Genomic DNA, 18,695 nt, shown 5'->3' with positions numbered 1-18,695 from the left:
TGCCGGTTCGGGTCCAGGGTGCCGGTCCGAGTCCCGGGCCCCCGGCTCCGGCTCCGGCTCCGGCTCCGGCTACAGCTCCGGCCCCAGCCCCACCCCCAGCTCCCGCTGTGCCGCGTGGAGATTGCGTGGGCGGACCGCGTCCGTCGTGGGATACAGCTCCAGTCGCGCGTGGCTCCGGTGGCCTGTACGTCGCGATCGTGGACGCCCCGATTCCGGGAGCCCTGCCGCGCGGGCTCGATCGGCGTCAGGGTCCGCCACTCGTCCCGCCGGTTGCCGGTCCAGCCCTCGAAGGGCCACGCCCGCTCCTTGACGGCGGAGACCAGGGAGTCCCAACGGGCCCTCGGAGACAGCCAGACGAGGCCGCCCGCCCAGGACCACGCCGACTTGGTGCCGCCGTAGCGGGAGCCGTAGACGCCGATCAGTTCGGTGAGGCTCCTGGTGGCGTAGAGCGTCGTACGGGGGCTTCCGGCGCCGCGCAGCACCACGTTGTCGTGACCGATCAGGATCAGGTCGTCGATGCGGAAGGTGCCGGGCGGGATGGTGACCGTGCCACCGCCGGCCCTTCCGGCGGCGGCGATGGCACGGTTGATCGCGGGAGCGGAGTCGGTGGTGCCGTCCGCCACGGCTCCGTGGTCGCGTACGTCGGCCACGACGGGGCGGCGGGGGAAGCGCGCCGCCCCGCCGCCGTAGCCGGCCCGGCCGATGTACGGGATCTGCGGATGGGTGAAGGGGGTGCGGGTGAACTCCCGCCAGAGGGTGGGGACTTGACCGCCGCGCGCCGGGGCGGCGAGGGCGGGCCCGCCGGTCGCCGCGGCGGCGGCCACCGCAGTCGCGGTGACGAGAACGCTGCGTCTGGTCATGCCGTGGTGCGCCGTACTCATTCCGTACGTCCTTCCCCTGTAGATTTTCACGGATGTGAACGACGTTCATATGTGAGTTGGACGTGAGCATGGCATGGCGTGCGGAGAGCGGGAAAGGGTCCTGCAGGGGTGAATCAGCTGCGGGGCTTCATTCAGTCAGCGGGGCGCTGGGTCAGATTCGTGAATGCGTCCAGGTTGCGCGTCGACTCGCCGCGCGCCACCCGCCACGCGTACTCCTTGCGGATCGCAGTGGCGAAGCCCAGTTCCAGGAGGGTGTTGAAGCTGTCGTCCGCCGCCTCCAGCACCTGGCCGAGGAGGCGGTCGATCTCGTCCGGGGTGACGGAGGAGAGCGGGAGGCGGGCGGTGACGTAGATGTCGCCGAGGCGGTCGACCGCGTAACTCACGCCGTACAGCTTGAGGTTGCGCTCCAGGAGCCAGCGGTGCACGCCCGGCTCGTTCTCGTCGGGGTGGCGGATCACGAAGGCGTTCAGCGAGAGGGAGTGGCGGCCCACCAGGAGGGAGACGGTCGTCTTCAGCTTGCGGGTGCCGGGGAGCTGCACGACGTAGTTGCCGGCTTCGGGGCTCTCCCATGCGAGTTCGGCATCCTTCAGGACGTCCTCGATCACCTGGGCCGCGTTCTGTGCATCAGCCATGGTGGGAGCGTACGCGACGGCGATGAGCCTGCATCGCGGCCGTGTAGACGTCCGCCGTGGCGGCGGCCGCGGTGTCCCAGCCGAAGGACTGCGCGTGCCGGGCGGCCGCCGCGCCCATGCGGGTGGGCAGGGCCGGGTCGTCGGCGAAATCGCTCAGCACGCGCGCGTAGTCGGCGGGGTTGTGGCCCCGTACGAGGAAACCGGTCTGCCCGTCGCGGACGGCGACCGGGAGACCGCCGACGGACGCGGCGAGCACGGGGGTGCCGGCCGCCTGCGCCTCTATCGCCACCAGCCCGAAAGACTCGCTGTACGACGGCATGACCAGGACCGAGGCCGCCCGGAACCAGTCCGCGAGCTGCTCCTGGCCGACGGGCGGGCGAAAACGCACGACATCGGCGACGCCGAGGCGGGCGGCGAGCTTCTGCAGGCCCTCCGGCCGGGCCAGACCGCTGCCGCTGGGGCCGCCGACGACAGGCACCAGGATGCGGGAGCGCAGCTCCGGGCGGCGGTCGAGGAGGACGGCGACCGCGCGCAGCAGGACGTCCGGGGCCTTCAGCGGCTGGATGCGGCCCGCGAAGAGCGGGATCAGCGCGTCCTGCGGCAGCCCCAGCCGGGCGCGGGCCGCCGCCCGGCCGTCGGCGGGCCGGAACCGCTCCAGGTTGACGCCGGGGTGGACGACGGCGACCTTCGCCGGGTCGGCGTGGTAGTGGCGTACGAGCTCGTCGGCCTCTTCCCGGGTGTTGGCGATGAGACGGTCCGCCGCCTCCACGATCTGGGTCTCGCCGATGACGCGGGCCGCGGGTTCGGGGGTGTCGCCGTCGGCGAGGTTGGCGTTCTTGACCTTGGCCATGGTGTGCATGGCGTGCACCAGCGGGACGCCCCAGCGCTGGGCCGCCAGCCAGCCGACGTGCCCGGAGAGCCAGTAGTGGGAGTGGACCAGGTCGTAGTGGCCGGGGCGGTGACCGGCCCAGGCCTGCATCACACCGTGGGTGAAGGCGCAGAGCTGGGCGGGCAGTTCCTCCTTGGCCAGGCCCTCGTAGGGGCCGGCGTCGACATGGCGCACCAGTACGCCGGGCGCGAGCTCCACGGCCGGGGGGAGGGCGGCGGCGGTGGCCCGCGTGAAGATCTCCACCTCGATGTTGATCGCGGCCAGGCGCTGCGCGAGCTCGACGATGTAGACGTTCATGCCGCCCGCGTCGCCCGTTCCGGGCTGGTGCAGCGGCGAGGTGTGCACGGAGAGCATCGCCACCCGGCGGGGGCGGCGGTGGAGCCTGAGCCGCGGGGACGTTGCCTGCGAGCGACGCCCGAGCCTGCTGACGTACTGGCTCACGTGGCGTTCCTCCTTGTGCGGGCATGCCTGGGGGAGGGTGTGGGGCTCCCTCCAAGGTGAGCAACAGCGGAGGGGCGGGTTCCCATTCCGGGCGCCGTTGATTTTGCCGAGGCATTACCAGGTGTCGCTCAACTGTTCGGGGGTGGCGTGCGTGGGGGCACGTCTGGGATGCCCGGGGCGGCGGGTGGCGGCGGGTGGGGCGACGCGGAGAGGGGCGACGGCCGCCCCGTGGGCCCGCAGACGCCCGGCCGCACACGCTCAGCCGCACACCGCCGGCGCATACCCTCGTACGCATGACATCCCGCGCCGCCCGCCGTCCCGTGGGCACGGTGACGCGCGGGACCACGAATCCCAACCGGCTGCGGCGGATGGACCGGTGGATCGCCGCGGTGCACGGCGCCGCCCTGCGGCGGGTCGACGACCCGGTGGCGGTTGATCTCGGATACGGGGCCGCCCCCTGGACCGCCGTCGAGTTGCTGTTGCGTCTTCGGCCGGTGGCGCCCCGGGTGCGGGTGGTGGGGGTGGAGATCGAGCCGGCCCGGGTCGCCGCCGCCAAGCCCTACGAGCGGGACGGGCTCGTCTTTCTGCACGGCGGGTTCGAGATCCCCGTCGCGGAGCCGCCGATGCTCGTCCGTGCCGCCAACGTGCTGCGGCAGTACGACGAGGGCGAAGTCGCCGGGGTCTGGGAGCGGCTGTGCGCCCGGCTTGCGCCCGGGGGGCTGCTGGTCGAGGGGACCTGTGACGAGATCGGGCGGCGGCACGTGTGGGTCGCGCTCGGGACGGAGGGGCCCCGGACGGTCACCTTCGCCGCCCGGCTGGGGTCCCTCGGACGGCCGTCCGACCTCGCGGAGCGGCTGCCCAAGGCGCTCATTCACCGCAACGTGCCCGGGGAAGCCGTGCATGCCTTTCTGCGTGACTTCGATCGGGCGTGGGCGGCGGCCGCCCCCTATGCCTCCTACGGCGCCCGGCAGCGGTGGGTGCGGGCCGTACGGGATCTTGCGGGCGACTGGCCGCTGACCGACGGGCCGGTGCGGTGGCGCCAGGGTGAAGTGACGGTGGAGTGGGGCGCCTTGGCCCCCCGCGGGTGAACGCCGGGGCTGGTGGGCGCCGGGGCCGGTAGGCGCCGGGGCCGGTAGGCGCCGGGGCCGGTAGGCGCCGGGGCCGGTAGGCGCCGGGGCCGGTAGGCGCCGGGGCCAGGGCTTGTTGCGAAAGCAGCGTCGTCCGCCCGCCGGGCAGGCGGGACTTTCGCAACACGCCTGGCCTGACCTGCGGGGAACGATCGCGTGGAACCGTTCGTCACAGAGGCGGGGAGATCATCGGCGCGTGGACGGAAGGGGCGACCGAAGTGCGACGCGCTCTGTCGTTTTGCGCGTCGCCGTGGCACGATCCCCCAGGCATCCGTAAGTTACTGACGGTAAATCAGTTGGGGGCGGCGCTATGGGTACGGGCACACGCGGCCTGATCGCGACGGCCGTGACCGTGGTCTGCGCGGTCACCGTGCTGGCCGTGCCGGGCACGGCGTTCGCCGCCCCCGATCCGACGGCGACCGCGCCGACCTCGTCCGCCCCCGCGCCGGCCTCCTCCGCCCCCGCGGCGGCCTCCCCTTCCCCCGCGGCGGACAAGGACCTCGAGGCCGTTCGGGCGAAGCTGGACAAGCTCTACCACGACGCGGCCGTGGCCACGGACTCGTACAACGCCGCCCAGGAGAAGGCCGACAAGCAGTCCGCCGCGATCGTCGAGCTGGCCAGGAAGATCGTCAAGGGGCAGCAGAAGCTGGACCGGCTGAAGAAGCGGGCGGGTGCCGCGGCCGCCGCCCAGTACCGCACCGGTGGGCTGCCCGACGAGGCCCGGCTGCTGCTCAGCGACGACCCGCAGGAGTTCCTCGACGGCGCGGACCGGACCCTGCAGGGCGAGCGCGCCGCCAGGGGCCTGATCGGGGAACTGACCCGGACGCAGCAGGACTTGGCGCAGTACGCCGAGGACGCCTCCGCCCGGTGGAAGGGGCTGGAGGCCAACCGCAAGGCGAAGGACGCCGCCCGGAAGAAGATCAAGGAGCAGATCTCGGCCGCGGAGAAGCTCGAGGCCCGGCTGGCGAAGAGGGAGAAGGAACGCCTCGCCAAGCTGGAGGAGGACGCCGCCTTCAAGGCCCAGACCGCCTGGCTCGACTCCGGGGTCCTCGACGAGATCAAGGGCAAGGCGTCCGCGCAGGGCAGGAAGGCGGTCGCCTACGCCACCGCCCAGATCGGGAAGCCGTACGAGTGGGGCGCGGAGGGGCCGGACACCTACGACTGCTCGGGGCTCACCTCACAGGCCTGGGCCGATGCCGGGCATGCCATTCCGCGCACCTCGCAGGAGCAGTGGAAGCAGCTGAGGCACATCGACGTGAAGGACATGCGGCCCGGCGATCTGGTCATCTACTTCCATGACGCCACCCATGTCGGGATGTACATCGGTGACGGTGCGATCGTCCACGCCCCGCGGCCCGGACGGACGGTGACGATCACCGGCGCGGGGTCGATGCCGATCCTCGGGGTGGTCAGGCCCGACGCCTGAGAGGCAGGTCACGTGACCCAGGGCACGCCGAACACCCCCGCAAACCCACGGCGGACGTGACGTTCGTCATTCCGAAGGACGGGCCCTGCTGTCCAACTGCGGTACGGATCGCGGCATATGACGCTGGCGTGTCTCCAAGCGGCGTGTCTCACACCATTCCTTTACTGCACCACCACCCGCTATGGTCCCCGTCGGTGGATCGAGATCTCTCGCCCCACCACGCCCTCGGGGGGAGGGAAGGAACTCAAGACGATGCCCGTACCCATACCGCGGCAGAGAGCGATCCCGGCCGCGGAGAGTGGTCAGGCGCAAGCCGCGCACCCAGGCGGCACCTCCACGGACGAGAATCCGCGCAAGGAAGCAACGGTCGACAACAACGCCGCCACCACGAACCTGACGCTGCTGCTGATCGAGGACGATCCCGGCGGCTCGGCGGTCGTGCCCGAGCTGCAGGACGCGGCCGGCCGGCCCATCCGCGTCCGCACGGCCCGCAACCTCACCGAGGCCGAGCGGCTGCTGACCGACGACGTGCACTGCATCCTGCTGGACCTGGCGCTGCCGGCCGCGGGCCGCGGCGCCGACGAGGACGAGCTCGCCGTGCTCCGGCACGTGCTGGAGCTCGCGCCCCGGCACGCCGTCCTCGCGCTCACCACCTCGGGCGACGCCGAGCGCGGCGCCGAGGCGGTGCGAGTCGGCGCCCAGGACTACCTCTTCCGGGACGAACTGGACAGTCGGCTGCTGAGCCGGGCCATCCGCTACGCCGTGGAGCGGAAACGTTCCGACACGGCCGAACGGCGGCTGGCCGAGGGCCGGGTGCGCGCGCAGGAGAACCGCCGCCTGGAGCGCGGGCTGCTGCCGACGCCGCTGCTGGAGGGCTCCTCCCTGCGGTTCGCCGCCCGCTACCGCCCGGGCCGCTCGCGCGCCCTGCTCGGCGGTGACTTCTACGACGTCGTCCGCACCCCGGACGGGACCGTGCACGCCATGATCGGCGACGTCTGCGGGCACGGCCCGGACGAGGCCGCGCTCGGCGTGGAACTGCGCATCGCCTGGCGCGCGCTGACGCTGGCGGGCCTGTGCGGCGACCAACTGCTCGGGACCCTGCAGCAGGTGCTGGAGCACGAGCGCTCCGACGAGGAGATCTTCGCGACGCTGTGCACGGTGGACATCTCGCCGGACGGCGGCAGCGCCGGCCTGTGCCTGGCCGGGCACCCGTCCCCGCTGATCGCCCGCCCGGGCCGGCCGGCCCGGCTGCTGCCGTACGACAACAACGGTCCCGCGCTCGGCATGCTGCCGGGCGCCCGGTGGCCGCGGATGCAGGTGGACCTCGGGCGCGAGTGGAGCCTGATGCTCTACACCGACGGCCTGATCGAAGGCCGGATCGGCGTGGGCCGGGAACGGCTCGGCCAGGAGGGCATGGTGGAGATGGTGCGGCGCCAGCTCGCCGGGGGTCTGCGCGGCGAGGAGCTGCTGCGGGCCGCCGTGAACGAGGTGCGCGAGCTCAACGGCGGCGAGCTGACGGACGACGTCGCCGTGCTGCTGCTGGACCGGGAGGGCTGAGCGGAGCCCTGCGGGGCGCCCCGCCCGCCTCAGCGGCCGCCGTTGTACGGGCCGTACGGGCCGTCGCTGCTCGAACCCCGGCGGCCGTTACGGCCGCCGCCCGGCAGGCCGCGCAGGGCCGGACGCACGTCGACCATGTACACGATGGTCGCGATGAGCCCTATCACCGGCAGGAACGACAGGATGTTGAAGATCAGGTTCACCACGAAGGCGATCGCCAGGACGATCAGCCAGAACGGCTTGCTCTGCTTACTGGCCGCGCGGTAGGCGTCCTCGCGGCGCGTGGCGGCGTCGATCAGCGCGAAGCCGCTGAAAAGGATCAGGGCCGTGCTCAACAGCCACATGAACCCTGCGAACCCCTGCATCAGCACTACGTCCACCACCAGACTCGGCTTGTTCCTACGCGGTCACCGTACCCGTTCCGACGGCGCCGCTGTACGGAGAACGGGCCGGGCCCTCCAGGAGTGCCCGACCCGTGACCGATCACCCGTCCGTGTCACTTCGCGGGCGGCGTGGTCTTCTTCGCGGTGGTGGTCTTGCGGGCCGGCGCCTTCTTGGGGGCGGCCGGCTTCTTCGCGGCGGCGGATCCGGCCTTCGTCTCGGCGGGCTTGGTCCCGCCCTTGACCTCGACCGGCTCGGCCTTGGGCTCGACGGCGACGGCGAGGTCCTCGACGTCCTCGGCGACGGTCTCGATGCCCTCGGCGGCCTCGCCGCGCCAGGTGCGCACGGCCTGCTCGCCGTGCTCGGCGACCTTCTCGTAGGTCTCACGGGCCTTGACGGCGTACTCGGCGGCGACGCCGACACCGCGCAGCGCGATGTCCTGGGCGGACTCGCCCCACTTCTTCAGGTCGGCGTCGAGGGTGGTGCCGAGCTTCTTCAGGTCGCCGTCGAGGGTCGCGATGAACTCGCCGACCTTGGTCTGCAGGGACTCCTGCGTCTCCTTGACGCGCGCCTGCGTCTCCTTGACCCGGGCCTGCGCCTTCTCCTGGACGGCCTTGGTGTCGGTGTTGCGGACGGCCTCGAAACGGGCCGGGGCCTCGGTGCGCAGCTGCTCCACCAGGCCGGGCACCTTCTTGGCCTGCTGGAAGGCAAGGTCGGCGGTGCCGGCGGCGAAGTACAGCGGCGTCGGGTCGCTGAGGGTCTTGCGCAGATCGTCGGTGATGGGCATGGCGATGGTCCTCCCGGTCGCTTTCAGCTGAGGGTTTTGATCCCGCGGGCAACCCGGGCCGGTGGTCAGCCGGCGGGCCGCTGCGGGTCGTGCGGTTCGGCGTCGCTGCCGTCGGACGTGCGGGTGCGGCGCGCGGCGGACTTCCGTCCCCCGGCCGCACGGGTCGTGCGGGCGCTGCCCAGGGCGGTGCCGTCCTCCGCGTCCGGGACCGCCGCCGGGCCCGGCCCGGGCTCGGCGGTCAGGACCACCTCGCCGTCCACCGGGGCCTGATCGGCCTCCTCGCCGTCCGCGCCGCTCCCGAATCCGTTCTCCTTGCGGAAGGACTCGTAGATCTGGAGCAGCACCTGCTTCTGCCGCTCGTTCAGCGTGGGATCGGCGAGGATGACGGCGCGCGTCTCGACCTCGTCCCGGTCCCGCTCGGCGTCGAGGATGCCGGCGCGCACGTACAGCGTCTCGGCGGAGATGCGCAGCGCCTTGGCGACCTGCTGCAGCACCTCCGCGCTCGGCTTGCGCAGCCCGCGCTCGATCTGGCTCAGATACGGATTGGACACCCCGGCGGCGTCGGCGAGCTGCCTGAGCGACAGCTGCGCGGAGCGCCGCTGCTCGCGCAGATACTCGCCGAGATTGCCGACGTTGAGCGATGCCATGCCTCCACTGTGCACCACCCTCGCTAACTATTGCAAGCACATGCTTGCAATAGTGCGCCACGCCACGTCCGGTCTCCTGCCTCGCAAGCTCCGTCGTTGTCCGTTCTCAGTAGATGTGGCGAGTCCCAATGGTTCTGGCAAACGACCTGGCGGAGTCCCGGCGAAGCTGGCCGGCCTGTACGGTCCACCGCATGGTTGACGAGTTCGATGTGGCTCAAGCTCTGCAGGGTGGGATACCCGACAGGGCGCGAGCCTGGGCCTTCGTTCGGGACTTTGCCGCAGCATGGGCGGAGCCGCTCGCCGACAGCGCGGGTACGCGACCGGAGGAGCTGGAGCGAGCCGAGGAGACGCTGGGGCTCGCGCTGCCGACCGCGCTGCGCGAGGCGTACTCGCTTCTCGGTACGCGTCACGACCTCACCGGCAACCAGGACCCGCTGCTGCGCCCTTCTGAGCTGTTCGTGCACGACGAGTTCGGTGGAGTGCTCGTCTTCCGCAGCGAGAACCAGGGGTGCGCTTTCTGGGGAGTACGGCGGCGGGACCTCGGTCAGGACGATCCGCCGGTGTTCGTCCAGTCACGGGATGGTTGGGTCCGCTTCCTGGAGCGGGTCTCCCTGGCCTGTGTCGAGCTGGTACTCAGCGAGACGCTGCTGGGCAGCGAAGGACGGCTCTACAACGCCTGCGAACTTCCCGCCAGCCTGATTCGAGAGCTGCCGAGCCGGTTCGCGCCGGTGGACTTTCCCGAGTACCCGATGTGGACGGGGAAGGAAGGGTCACCCGTGTGCTGGTTCTCCGCGCCGGGGAAGCTCTTGCGGCTCGACGGACTGAGTGACCACAGCTGGCTGCACGTTCGGGGAAGTACGTTCGCCGACCTGGAGTCGCTCTGCACCGCCCTCCCCGGCCACTGGGTACGTGGGTACTCAGAGCCGTTGGAAGCCGACGAACTGCCTTTCTAGGCATCCGAGGGTCTGCTTGGATGACCGGGAAAGTCTGTGAATCGAGCGCAACGGGGGCGTGAGGATGGCTGATCCGTACATCATCCTGAACGAGCTCGCCCAAGAGCTTCGGTCGATGTCACAGGGCATCGAGTGGTTCGAGGGCCTCTCGACTGAGGAGCAGTCCAACACCCTGCGCCTCCTGTCACATTTCTGCATTCAGGCCCGCGCCACCGCCGAGGACGGCCCGGAAAGTATCCGACGCGCCGGACTTCGCGCCACCCACACACCGGCAGTTCTGATCACACGAGGGCGGATCGACCAGCAACTCGGAAAGATCGCCAGTCTCACCCCGCACGACGAGCGCCTCAAGTCATTCCGGCTACTGATCGCGGTGCTGGCCGTCGCCGACGAACGCCGACGAGAGCGCTTCTGCTCCGACGGTTGCGGCCACGCGTGGCATCGCCTGTCTGTCGACACCCCCGAAGCCTCGGCCTGATCCCTCGCGCTTTCGCGCCTACACGACCAGTGGCCGGAGGGGAAACATCGCGCTCAGTCTCGGCAGTTTGCGCATCGCCTCGTCTTCGCATCGCACGTCCCACTGCTCGCCGCGCGGCCCTCGATTGCCGCCTACAGCGCCCTCCTCGGCTTCGACGGCTTCATAGAATGCGTCGCCGCAGTCGTCATCCGCGCGGGTGAGTAGTCCATACGCCTCCATGGCGACGTAGTCGAGAGACTCCCACTCCGGCCAGTCGTCGTTCCAGAGCTCCCGAGGGCGACCCACCAGGCACTGAACCTCTGGGGTGTCGGCCAGAGAGTCGGGATCGATCACTGCACGCACGAAGGCTTCCCGACCGATCCCCACCATCCACAGGCCGAAGTAGCAGAATCCGTCGTCCGAACACCAGGCGCCGAAGATCCGCTCCGCAGCAGCCCAGAGATCCCAGGTGAAGGCTTCGTGCGTCACTTCGTCCAGGCGAACCTGGAACTGCACGATCTCTGTCAGCGGCCTCCGCGACAACTCGTCACGCAACCACGTCAGCCGTTCGTCCCGGCCCCGCGTCTGCCGTCGGCACTCTTCGATGAGCTTCCAGAAGGAATCGATGTCCACGGCGGCACTGTGCCAGGCACCTCTGACACCGCAGGGTCGGCGAACTATGTTCGAGCAGTGGAGAACACGGAGATCACCATCAAGCTCACCTCTGATGAAGCGCTGGTCCTGTCGGACTGGCTGGAGCGAGTGGAGATGACGGACCTCAGCCGTCTCGTCGACGACGAGGCCGTCTGGGCGCCCATTCATAGGCTGGCCGGAACGCTCGACAAGTCCCTGCCTGGGATCTTCGCAGCGGACTATGGCGAACGCCTGGACGCGGCGCGTCGCAGGCTTCGACCCGCCTCAGACGATCTCGCCAGTGATCATGAAGACTCTGACTGAGCTGGCTCGCAGCATCACTCACATGAGGGGTTTCAGCCCAAAAATTCTGGTGGATTCCCATTGATTCTGGACAGTGAAGTCCATGGGGTTGGGTGGGACGAGTGATACGGCACCGCTGGACGTGGGCGGATTCGAGGCCGGTTGGCGGGATGCCAAAGGTGAACACCGCCGACCGCTGAGTGAGGCGGAGGAGGTCGAGTTCGAGACGGGACTGCCAGTACGTGGCTTCCCTTCATACCGCGGTCAGCGGAACTTCCCGGGCCTGTACTGGTCGGCCACAACAGGCGGGCATGTGGGGTTCGAGTCGTGGCTGGAGCGGGATCACGCGATGCTGCTGGACTTCACGACCGCCTCGCCCAGCTCCCTCCCAAGGAAGCCATCTACGGGAACATCATCAGGCGACGCGTCGACGAGCGGGAGTACATCGCCACCTATCCCGAATTCGTCACGCTGCTGGGCATACTGGCCGATCCTGCTTGGCGGGCACTACGGGAACCTGGCCGACGGACAAACCTCAGCCAGCACCGGCGCACCATCGACGCCGTCTACACAGAGGCCGAGCGCCGGCTGAACGTCCCCACCCTCCGCGAGAAGCTCCGTTCCCACGCCTTCTCCAACGACCCCCTCTTTCGCTGGACCGACTCCCTGGGACGATCACTGATGCTGGTGACGACGCCGGACGACTACGACGCCCTACGGGATGAGTCCCACCAGAACTGAAAGACACCAGGCCACGGCCGTACCGTCCGACAGAACAAATGGGACCGTCTCAGCTCGCACTCAAGCAGGCGCAGCAGCGTCCAGATCCACTGGGCCGCCCGGCTTCCAACCCGTCCCAGCAGAACTGACAAGGCCCAGGTCAGAGACACCTCCTCGATCCAGATCTTTTGGGAACGGACAGTCGTCTATCTCCGTCGTCTATCTCGCCAGCTTCGTCGTCTCGTCCAGGCGGGTCAGCTTGAGCGGGTTGACGACCGCGTGGATACGGGTGACCTTGCCGTTCTCCACGACGAGGCTCACCGCGGCCACCCGGCCGTCGATCTCCACCCGGCCGGCGGGCGCGCCGTTGAGCCAGACGACCGCGACCGAGCGGTCCGGGCGGGCGAGCAGCTTCGCCACGAGCTCGGCGCCGTGGACCGGTTCCGCGGCGGCCGCCGCCAGTCCCCCACCGTCGGCGATCATGACCACGTCCGGGGCCATCACGTCCAGCAGGTCCTGGAGCCGACCGGTGCCCAGCGCGGCGAGAAACCGCTCGACCACGGCCTCCTGCTCCGACCTGCTCACCCGCACCCGCGGCCGCCGGGCCGCCACGTGCTCGCGGGCCCGCCGACCGATCTGCCGCACCGCGGCCGACGTCTTCCCGACCGCTTCGGCGATCTCCCCGTACGGCATCTCGAAGACCTCGCGCAGGACGAACACCGCGCGTTCCGTGGGCCCGAGCGTTTCGAGGACGGTCAGCATCGCGATCGACACGCTCTCCGCGAGCTCCACGTCCTCGGCCACGTCGGGGCTGGTCAGCAGCGGTTCGGGCAGCCACTCGCCGACGTACTCCTCGCGGCTGCGCGCCATCGTCCGCAGCCGGTTGAGCGCCTGCCGGGTGACCATACGGACGAGGTAGGCCCGCGGGTCGCGCACCCGCGCGCGGTCGACGCCGGCCCACCGCAGCCACGACTCCTGCAGCACGTCCTCCGCGTCGGCGGCGGAGCCGAGCATCTCGTAGGCGACCGTGAAGAGGAGGTTGCGGTGGGTGAGGAAGGGGTCGTGGGACATGAGGGAAGGGTCTTCGGGCGGGACGGACGGGTCTTCGTTCATGCCGTCGGCGCCGTGCTGCCGCTTGCCGACGGGCGCGCGGCCAGCGGGATCTCGCAGGCGTCGGAGTAGCCCTGGGAGGTGATCCCGTGGGCCGTGTTGCACCTGGCCGCCATGTTGGCGTAGCCGATGTAGGCGTTGAGCTCCACGAGCGCCGGCGCGCCGAGCTGCTCCAGCAGGCTCGCGGCCAGTTCGTCCGTGACGGTCGTCGGGGTGTTCGTCATGGCCTCGGCGTACTCCAGCACCTCCCGCTCCAGCGGCGTGAACACGTCCGCGTCGCGCCAGCGCGGCACCTGGCTCGCCTTGGCCGGATCCAGCCGCTGGTCGAGCGCGAGGAAGTAATTGATGTCGAGGCACCAGCTGCAGCCGACCTGGGCGGCCACGGCCATGTGCGCGAAGCTCTTGAGGCTCGCGTCGACCGCGTCCCACCCGGCCACCTGCGCCGAGTGGTACTGGCTGGCCTCGGCCAGCTTCGGGTTGTTCCACAGCACTTCCACGGGCTCGGGCACGGCGCCGAGCTGTTCGGTCAGGGCGGTGCGGAGTTCGGCGGGAAGCTCGGCCTTCGGGACGCGTAGCGTCATCGTTCTCTCCCGGTACGTCAGCGGGTTCGTGCCTTGTCGGCATGAAGACACCACCCGCCGCGGAGATGTGACATCGGGGACGGCGGGTGGGTCACCGTCCGGCCCGACGGGCGCCGAGCCACTCCTCCACCACGACGAAGTCCCGCTCCGTGAGCCCGTACCGGTGGTCGACCTGATGCAGCAGCGCGGGCGCCGGATGATGCGCGGCGACCCAGTCGCGGTCGGCGGCGGTGATCTCGTCATCCACCCAGACGAAGGCACGGCCGTCCGCCCAGGCCACCAGCGGACGGGTCTTCCAGTGCAGCGGCGCCGGCAGCTCGTCCTCGTCCGGCCAGTCCACCAGCGGCAGCGGCGGGAGGCCGAGCCAGGGCGCGAGGCAGACGTTCGCGTCGTCCATCCAGGTCGTCGCCCACACCAGCTCGCAGCCCAGGGCGGTCAGCCGCGCGCCGAGCGCGGGATCGACGCGGTCGACCAGCGGATGCTCCCCGGCCGCCGTCGGCAGCGCGAACCGCGCCTCGTAGGACGGGTACGACTGCGCCGCCCCGAACGGGAGCAGCGTGCCGTCGACATCGAGGAAGAGAAGCATCACTGCCAGGATCGGCGAACGGCGCCGGGCGCGAAAGACGAAGGGCGGCGGGCGCGGAACGCGAAGGGTGCCGGGCACGGAACGCGAAGGGCGCCGGGCTCGAGAGACGACGCGCACCTGGCGCCCGGGATCGGGATGACACCCCGGGCGAACACCGGGAACCGCATCTCCCGCACCTCGGCCAGGTCGCGGATCAGCCCGTCGAGGACGAAGCCCGCGATGCCGCGGCGCCGGGCGACCGCGCAGACGTTGCCGCCCGCGAGCGCCCAGTCGAGGTCCCCGGACTCCGCCACGACGACCGTTCCGGGCCCGGCGCGATGGATCGCCGCGTGCAGCATCAGGTTGTCCCCGGGCGGACAGCTGACGGTGAAGGCGGGCCCGGCCAGCCTCCCGGCCGGACCCCACAGCGGGCGGATTCCGATGTCCATCACCCGCGCGCGGCCGAGGAGGCCGGCGAGGGTGGTCGTGGGGACCGCCTGGAAGTCGGTGGCGTCAGTCATGTCCCGGACGCTACCGTCCCCTTCCATGACTGCCGGGTCGGCCATGTGCCGTGAGCGAGTTGGGTGCCCGGCCTCTGAGTGAGGCCAGGGCGGGCCAGGAGCCCGCCTCTTTCTCTGCGTTGCCTTCGAGATCGAGACCGACATCGAGATCGACATCGACGGAAGCCACCAGCGACAGAGAAAGAAGAGAATGCCCAACGATTTCAACCAGAAGATCATCGACGAGTTCCGGGCCGAGAAGGGCCGCCTGACCGGCCACTTCGCGGACGCCCGTCTGCTCCTGCTCACCACGACCGGCGCCCGCACCGGCACCCGGCACACCACCCCCGTCGGCTACCTCCCCGACGGCGGCGACCGCGTCCTGATCATCGCCTCGGCGGGCGGCTCCCCCAAGCACCCCGACTGGTACCGCAATCTTCTCGCCGATCCCCACGTCACCGTGGAAAGCGGCTCGTTCACCTACGAGGCACGGGCCGACGTCCTCACCGGCGAGGAGCGGGAGCGGGCCTGGGCGCGGGCCGTGGAGACGGACCCCGGCTGGGCGGCGTACCAGGAGAAGACGACACGCCTCATCCCGGTGGTCGCCCTGTCCGCGATCGCCCAGGGCGGCCCGCCGAACGTCAACGCCTCCCCCTTCGCCGAGGGGATGAAGGTCGTACACGACGCCTTCCGCCGCGAACTCGCCCTGATCCGGAAGGAGATGGCGAACGGCCCCGACAACGGCATGGGCAACGGCAACGGCACTGGCACCGGCACCTTGGGCGCCCAACTCCGCATCAACTGCCTGACCTTCTGCCAGGGCCTGCACAACCACCACACCGGCGAGGACACGATGCTGTTCCCGCACATCGGCACCCAGTACCCGTCGGCGGAGCCGGCGCTGGCGCGCCTGCGCGAGGAACACGAGCGGATCGCCGTGCTGGTGGAGCGACTACGCCGGGCCGTGGGAGCGGAGGCCGAGGACCCGGCGGCTGCGCGCGCCGAGGTGGAGCGCCTGACGCTCGACCTGGAAGCACATCTCACCTACGAGGAGGAGGAGTTGATCCCACTCCTCGGCCCGTGACCCAGGGGGCACGGGCGACCGGGGGGGCCGCCTGGAGCGTCTCCTAGAAAGGCAACGGCCGCCCGTGCACCACCTCCAGCCGCGACACCGCCCGGGTCAGCACGACATACAGCCGGTGCAGCCCGCGCGCCTCCGCCTCGGCGATGGCCGCGGGCTCCACGGCGACGACGTTGTCGTACTCAAGCCCTTTGACCAGCGAGGCCGGCACCACGGCCACGCGGGCCCGCAGATCGTCGGGCCCGGCGGTGGGGATCGCCGCCTCGGCGAGCACGTCCGCGACCCCTTCCACCTGACCGTCGGCGGCGACGACCCCGACCGACCCTTCCCGCTCCAGGGCATCGCGTACGGCGTCCACGACGGCACCGGGCACGCCGTCCACCGGCACCGCGCGCACCCTCAACTCTCCGTCCGTGCGCAGGGATCGACCGGCGGGCACCTCCACGTCGAGATGTCGCAGCAGCCGGTTGGCGAGCGAGACGACGGCCTCCGGAACCCGGAATCCGGTGGTCAGCGGCACGACGGCGGCGTCCGGTTTGCCCAGGTGCCGCAGGACCGTCTCCCACGACCGTGCCGCCCAGGGCGTGGTCGCCTGCGCCAGGTCACCGAGGACGGTGAGGGACCCGAAGGGCGCGCGGCGGGCGATGGCCCGGCACTCCATCGCGGAGAGATCCTGCGCCTCGTCGACGACGACATGGCCGTAGCCTTCCGGATGCTCGATGAGCCCGGCGACCTCGTCGAGCAGGACGAGATCGGCGGCCGACCAGCGGGCCGACTTCCAGGACCGGGGCGGCTTTGTCCACAGCAGCGCCTTCTGCTCGTCAGCGTCCAGCAGCCCGTCGGCGGCGGCAGCCAACACATCGCTGTCGGTGAGAAGTTCGGCCAGGACCTCCTCGGGCCGAACGCGCGGCCATACGGCGTCCACGTACTCCTTGACGGCCTGGGCCCTCGAAACCTTCTGCACCCAGGCCGCACTCTGCGCCCCGGCCCGCCGTTCGGCCTGCAGCTGCAGACACCGCACCGCCCGGCCGCGCACCCGCTCCCGCCCGACGCCGTACGGCGGCTGCTCGGCCAGCACGTCGTCGACGATCCGTACGAGTTCGCCAGCCCGCACCCGCCACCGGTACGACCCGTCCTTGACGGCGAGGGAGTCGGCGTGCCGGCTCGAGACACGGGCGTACAGCGCCCGGCGCAGCGCCTCGGCCATTCGCGCGTCGTGCTTGACCACGCCGGCCCGCTCGCCATCCGTCCCCCTGACCGGGTGCCGGGCGATCTCCTCCTCCAGCGTCGACTGCCGCACCCCGGTCTCCCCGAGCGCGGGCAGCACCTCGGAGATGTACGACAGGAAGGTCCGGTTGGGCCCGAGGATGAGCAGACCGCCGCGCCGGATCCGCTGGGGGTGGGTGTAGAGGAGATAGGCGGCGCGGTGCAGCCCGACGGCGGTCTTGCCGGTGCCGGGGGCGCCCTGGACGCACACGGACAGGGCGAGGTCCCCTCGTACGAGATCGTCCTGCTCGGGCTGGATGGTCGCGGCGATGTCGCGCATGGGCCCGACGCGGGGGCGCTCGATCTCACGGGTGACGATGCCGCTGACACGCGGCCGTCCAGTCTTGGATTGATCTGCGAGTGGCTCATCCTCGAGCCCGGTGAGGTCGGTGGAGTCACCGTGGCTCCCGGGGGCCCACCCGAATCGCCGCCGTACGGAAACGCCCTGCGGATCACCGGCACCGGCCTGGTAGAAGGCGCGGGAGACGGGAGCACGCCAGTCGACGACGAGAGGCGGGACGGTGGGCTCCTCGCTGATCCGCAGCCGGCCGACGTGATAGCTCTCCCCGGCGTGCGGTCCCGCGCCGCCGGCGAAGTCCAACCGCCCGAAGAAAAGGGGCCCTTGAGGCAACTCCCCCATCACCTTGGCCCGACTGCGCAGTTCGTACCCGAGCACTTCGGCGTCAGCTCCGGAGGCGGAGACGTCCTGGCCGGTGAAGACGTGCTCCCGAGCACCGTCGACCATGGCGGCGAGGGCGGCGCGGCAGCGGTCGTGGTGGGCGCGTTCGCGACGGAGGGCGTCTTGGAGAGCAGGGTCGGGTGACGTCATTCCACCGAGCCTACCGGAATAATGTAACCGGGTTAAATTTTTTACCAGGTATCACCTAGGTGAGGTCGGGCAACCCGGCCGCAAGCCGCGCGAACGCCCGCTCGGCGGCGGCGACGGCATCGGGCTTCACGTCCGCCACCGGCTCGCCGGCGGAGATCCGCCGCCAGTTCTCCATGGCGAGAATCCGCTGCACGGCGAGGATCTGCCCGGCGGCGAGCCGCGCGTCGAGCCCGCCGCCGAGGGCCTCGGCGAGGGCGGCCTCGGACCGTTCGAGATGGGCGTACGCCCGGGCGACGAGGGAGGGGGACCCGTAGAGCAGCCGATGAAAGGCGAGCACCTGAGGATGGTCACTCAGCCCGGTGACGGGATCCCCCTCGTCCAGCCCCTCAAGAAAATGCCGGCGCAGGGCGTCGACGGGATGCGCCTGACCGGCGACGATGCGCGCGGCCTCGTCCTCGTGGTCGGCGATGCGATGGAGGACGAGGTCCTCCTTGGCCGGGAAGTACCGGAAGAGGGTGGGCTTGGAGATCTCGGCAGCGGCAGCGACCTCGGCGACGGAGACGGCGTCGAACCCCTTCTCCAGGAACAGCCGGATGGCGACCTCGGAGACGTGCTCGTACATCCGCTGTCTCTTACGCTCACGGAGGCCGGGGTGGGTCATGGGGAGAGCGTACGCGCGGGACCCTGGCACGGGGTCAGGCCGCCGCCCGGCAACGGAAGGACTCGTTGTCGTCGGGCCTGTCAGTGGCGTCGCCCCTGGAGGGTACGAGCATCAGCAGAGCAAAATCCGGCACCAGCATGCGTATCAACACTCTTCGAGTGGGACCCCCGGGGGCAGGGCGGTTTCAAAGTCCCGGTGATCACGTGAGTGCGCAGGTCGCGACGGTATGACGATGCGCGGTCGGCCCGGTCCGTACGCAACGAAGCTC

At 70.7% G+C, this 18,695-nt stretch carries 19 protein-coding genes and 2 pseudogenes; 8 read left to right on the top strand and 13 right to left on the bottom strand.

What is annotated here, in order from left to right:
- Positions 1-173: 173 nt before the first annotated feature.
- The 3 genes and pseudogenes from ACIRPX_RS30610 to mshA form a co-directional block, all read right to left on the bottom strand.
- Positions 174-881: pseudogene (locus ACIRPX_RS30610) on the bottom strand (glycosyl hydrolase family 28-related protein); the annotation flags it as partial.
- Positions 882-1,012: 131 nt separating this feature from the next.
- A complete protein-coding gene (locus ACIRPX_RS30605) occupies positions 1,013-1,513 on the bottom strand; it encodes a YbjN domain-containing protein (protein ID WP_404201248.1) in 501 nt (166 codons plus the stop codon).
- The gene (gene mshA / locus ACIRPX_RS30600) at positions 1,506-2,843 is read right to left on the bottom strand and encodes a D-inositol-3-phosphate glycosyltransferase (RefSeq protein WP_404201246.1); all 1,338 of its coding nucleotides are present in this window, start codon (positions 2,841-2,843) and stop codon (positions 1,506-1,508) included. The genes ACIRPX_RS30605 and mshA overlap by 8 nt, the downstream gene beginning before the upstream one ends.
- A gap of 293 nt (positions 2,844-3,136) precedes the next feature.
- Between mshA and ACIRPX_RS30595 the strand changes: the two genes are divergently transcribed.
- The 3 genes from ACIRPX_RS30595 to ACIRPX_RS30585 all read left to right on the top strand — a co-directional run bounded on the left by ACIRPX_RS30595 (position 3,137) and on the right by ACIRPX_RS30585 (position 6,953).
- Complete coding sequence (locus ACIRPX_RS30595; protein WP_404201244.1) at positions 3,137-3,931, top strand: class I SAM-dependent methyltransferase; 795 nt, start codon at positions 3,137-3,139, stop codon at positions 3,929-3,931.
- A 349-nt stretch (positions 3,932-4,280) separates the two neighbouring features.
- On the top strand, positions 4,281-5,396 hold the full coding sequence (locus ACIRPX_RS30590) for an NlpC/P60 family protein (RefSeq protein ID WP_404201242.1): 1,116 nt from the start codon (positions 4,281-4,283) through the stop codon (positions 5,394-5,396).
- A gap of 252 nt (positions 5,397-5,648) precedes the next feature.
- A complete protein-coding gene (locus tag ACIRPX_RS30585) occupies positions 5,649-6,953 on the top strand; it encodes a PP2C family protein-serine/threonine phosphatase (RefSeq protein ID WP_404201240.1) in 1,305 nt (434 codons plus the stop codon).
- A 29-nt stretch (positions 6,954-6,982) separates the two neighbouring features.
- Here the strand turns inward: ACIRPX_RS30585 and ACIRPX_RS30580 are convergent, their stop codons facing one another.
- From ACIRPX_RS30580 to ACIRPX_RS30570, 3 genes are all read right to left on the bottom strand, one after another.
- Positions 6,983-7,318, bottom strand: a complete 336-nt coding sequence (locus ACIRPX_RS30580) for a DUF2516 family protein (protein ID WP_404201448.1) — start codon at positions 7,316-7,318, stop codon at positions 6,983-6,985.
- A gap of 131 nt (positions 7,319-7,449) precedes the next feature.
- Positions 7,450-8,121, bottom strand: a complete 672-nt coding sequence (locus ACIRPX_RS30575) for a hypothetical protein (RefSeq protein WP_404201238.1) — start codon at positions 8,119-8,121, stop codon at positions 7,450-7,452.
- Positions 8,122-8,186: 65 nt separating this feature from the next.
- Positions 8,187-8,768 carry a helix-turn-helix domain-containing protein gene (locus ACIRPX_RS30570; protein ID WP_404201236.1) on the bottom strand — a complete coding sequence of 194 codons (582 nt, stop codon included), beginning with the start codon at positions 8,766-8,768 and terminating at the stop codon, positions 8,187-8,189.
- Positions 8,769-8,959: 191 nt separating this feature from the next.
- On the opposite strand from ACIRPX_RS30570, the gene ACIRPX_RS30565 reads away from it, so the two are divergent.
- Positions 8,960-9,721 (top strand): SMI1/KNR4 family protein, encoded by a 762-nt coding sequence (locus tag ACIRPX_RS30565; protein ID WP_404201235.1) that lies wholly within the window; start codon positions 8,960-8,962, stop codon positions 9,719-9,721.
- Between the two features lie 64 nt (positions 9,722-9,785).
- A complete protein-coding gene (locus ACIRPX_RS30560) occupies positions 9,786-10,199 on the top strand; it encodes a DUF5958 family protein (RefSeq protein WP_404201234.1) in 414 nt (137 codons plus the stop codon).
- 18 nt (positions 10,200-10,217) lie between these two features.
- Here the strand turns inward: ACIRPX_RS30560 and ACIRPX_RS30555 are convergent, their stop codons facing one another.
- Positions 10,218-10,811 (bottom strand): DUF4240 domain-containing protein, encoded by a 594-nt coding sequence (locus ACIRPX_RS30555; RefSeq protein ID WP_404201232.1) that lies wholly within the window; start codon positions 10,809-10,811, stop codon positions 10,218-10,220.
- A gap of 57 nt (positions 10,812-10,868) precedes the next feature.
- Here ACIRPX_RS30555 and ACIRPX_RS30550 point away from each other — a divergent pair, with 57 nt between their 5' ends.
- On the top strand, positions 10,869-11,135 hold the full coding sequence (locus tag ACIRPX_RS30550; protein WP_404201230.1) for a hypothetical protein: 267 nt from the start codon (positions 10,869-10,871) through the stop codon (positions 11,133-11,135).
- Positions 11,136-11,441: 306 nt separating this feature from the next.
- Positions 11,442-11,855 (top strand): hypothetical protein, encoded by a 414-nt coding sequence (locus tag ACIRPX_RS30545; protein WP_404201228.1) that lies wholly within the window; start codon positions 11,442-11,444, stop codon positions 11,853-11,855.
- Positions 11,856-12,053: 198 nt separating this feature from the next.
- Here ACIRPX_RS30545 and sigJ read toward each other — a convergent pair whose 3' ends face one another.
- The 4 genes and pseudogenes from sigJ to ACIRPX_RS30525 all read right to left on the bottom strand — a co-directional run.
- The gene (sigJ, locus tag ACIRPX_RS30540; RefSeq protein ID WP_404201226.1) at positions 12,054-12,905 is read right to left on the bottom strand and encodes an RNA polymerase sigma factor SigJ; all 852 of its coding nucleotides are present in this window, start codon (positions 12,903-12,905) and stop codon (positions 12,054-12,056) included.
- Between the two features lie 38 nt (positions 12,906-12,943).
- Entirely contained in the window at positions 12,944-13,525 is a 582-nt protein-coding gene (locus ACIRPX_RS30535) for a carboxymuconolactone decarboxylase family protein (protein ID WP_404201224.1), read from the bottom strand.
- A gap of 91 nt (positions 13,526-13,616) precedes the next feature.
- Complete coding sequence (locus ACIRPX_RS30530; RefSeq protein WP_404201223.1) at positions 13,617-14,111, bottom strand: HAD domain-containing protein; 495 nt, start codon at positions 14,109-14,111, stop codon at positions 13,617-13,619.
- An 83-nt stretch (positions 14,112-14,194) separates the two neighbouring features.
- Positions 14,195-14,611 (bottom strand): annotated as a pseudogene (locus tag ACIRPX_RS30525) (RraA family protein); the annotation flags it as partial.
- A 190-nt stretch (positions 14,612-14,801) separates the two neighbouring features.
- Between ACIRPX_RS30525 and ACIRPX_RS30520 the strand changes: the two are divergent.
- Complete coding sequence (locus tag ACIRPX_RS30520) at positions 14,802-15,674, top strand: nitroreductase/quinone reductase family protein (RefSeq protein WP_404201221.1); 873 nt, start codon at positions 14,802-14,804, stop codon at positions 15,672-15,674.
- Between the two features lie 43 nt (positions 15,675-15,717).
- Here ACIRPX_RS30520 and ACIRPX_RS30515 read toward each other — a convergent pair whose 3' ends face one another.
- Together ACIRPX_RS30515 and ACIRPX_RS30510 are read right to left on the bottom strand one after the other, a co-directional pair.
- Positions 15,718-17,766 carry a HelD family protein gene (locus ACIRPX_RS30515; protein WP_404201219.1) on the bottom strand — a complete coding sequence of 683 codons (2,049 nt, stop codon included), beginning with the start codon at positions 17,764-17,766 and terminating at the stop codon, positions 15,718-15,720.
- A gap of 55 nt (positions 17,767-17,821) precedes the next feature.
- Positions 17,822-18,427, bottom strand: a complete 606-nt coding sequence (locus tag ACIRPX_RS30510; protein WP_404201217.1) for a TetR/AcrR family transcriptional regulator — start codon at positions 18,425-18,427, stop codon at positions 17,822-17,824.
- Positions 18,428-18,695: the final 268 nt, after the last annotated feature.

The sequence above is a fragment of the Streptomyces sp. NPDC101225 genome (genome assembly GCF_044767585.1).
Classification (GTDB): Bacteria; Actinomycetota; Actinomycetes; order Streptomycetales; family Streptomycetaceae; genus Streptomyces.
The sequence above is the reverse complement of the archived record's forward strand: the minus strand, read 5'-3'. Positions and strand labels throughout refer to the sequence as shown.

What these genes read in the sequence shown, in the direction of transcription:
- ACIRPX_RS30605 (WP_404201248.1), bottom strand. Translation starts at nt 1,513, where the DNA reads ATGGCTGATGCACAGAACGCGGCCCAGGTGATCGAGGACGTCCTGAAG.
- ACIRPX_RS30595 (WP_404201244.1), top strand. Translation starts at nt 3,137, where the DNA reads ATGACATCCCGCGCCGCCCGCCGTCCCGTGGGCACGGTGACGCGCGGG.
- ACIRPX_RS30590 (WP_404201242.1), top strand. Translation starts at nt 4,281, where the DNA reads ATGGGTACGGGCACACGCGGCCTGATCGCGACGGCCGTGACCGTGGTC.
- ACIRPX_RS30585 (WP_404201240.1), top strand. Translation starts at nt 5,649, where the DNA reads ATGCCCGTACCCATACCGCGGCAGAGAGCGATCCCGGCCGCGGAGAGT.
- ACIRPX_RS30580 (WP_404201448.1), bottom strand. Translation starts at nt 7,318, where the DNA reads ATGCAGGGGTTCGCAGGGTTCATGTGGCTGTTGAGCACGGCCCTGATC.
- ACIRPX_RS30575 (WP_404201238.1), bottom strand. Translation starts at nt 8,121, where the DNA reads ATGCCCATCACCGACGATCTGCGCAAGACCCTCAGCGACCCGACGCCG.
- ACIRPX_RS30570 (WP_404201236.1), bottom strand. Translation starts at nt 8,768, where the DNA reads ATGGCATCGCTCAACGTCGGCAATCTCGGCGAGTATCTGCGCGAGCAG.
- ACIRPX_RS30565 (WP_404201235.1), top strand. Translation starts at nt 8,960, where the DNA reads ATGGTTGACGAGTTCGATGTGGCTCAAGCTCTGCAGGGTGGGATACCC.
- ACIRPX_RS30560 (WP_404201234.1), top strand. Translation starts at nt 9,786, where the DNA reads ATGGCTGATCCGTACATCATCCTGAACGAGCTCGCCCAAGAGCTTCGG.
- sigJ (WP_404201226.1), bottom strand. Translation starts at nt 12,905, where the DNA reads ATGTCCCACGACCCCTTCCTCACCCACCGCAACCTCCTCTTCACGGTC.
- ACIRPX_RS30535 (WP_404201224.1), bottom strand. Translation starts at nt 13,525, where the DNA reads ATGACGCTACGCGTCCCGAAGGCCGAGCTTCCCGCCGAACTCCGCACC.
- ACIRPX_RS30530 (WP_404201223.1), bottom strand. Translation starts at nt 14,111, where the DNA reads ATGCTTCTCTTCCTCGATGTCGACGGCACGCTGCTCCCGTTCGGGGCG.
- ACIRPX_RS30520 (WP_404201221.1), top strand. Translation starts at nt 14,802, where the DNA reads ATGCCCAACGATTTCAACCAGAAGATCATCGACGAGTTCCGGGCCGAG.
- ACIRPX_RS30515 (WP_404201219.1), bottom strand. Translation starts at nt 17,766, where the DNA reads ATGACGTCACCCGACCCTGCTCTCCAAGACGCCCTCCGTCGCGAACGC.
- ACIRPX_RS30510 (WP_404201217.1), bottom strand. Translation starts at nt 18,427, where the DNA reads ATGACCCACCCCGGCCTCCGTGAGCGTAAGAGACAGCGGATGTACGAG.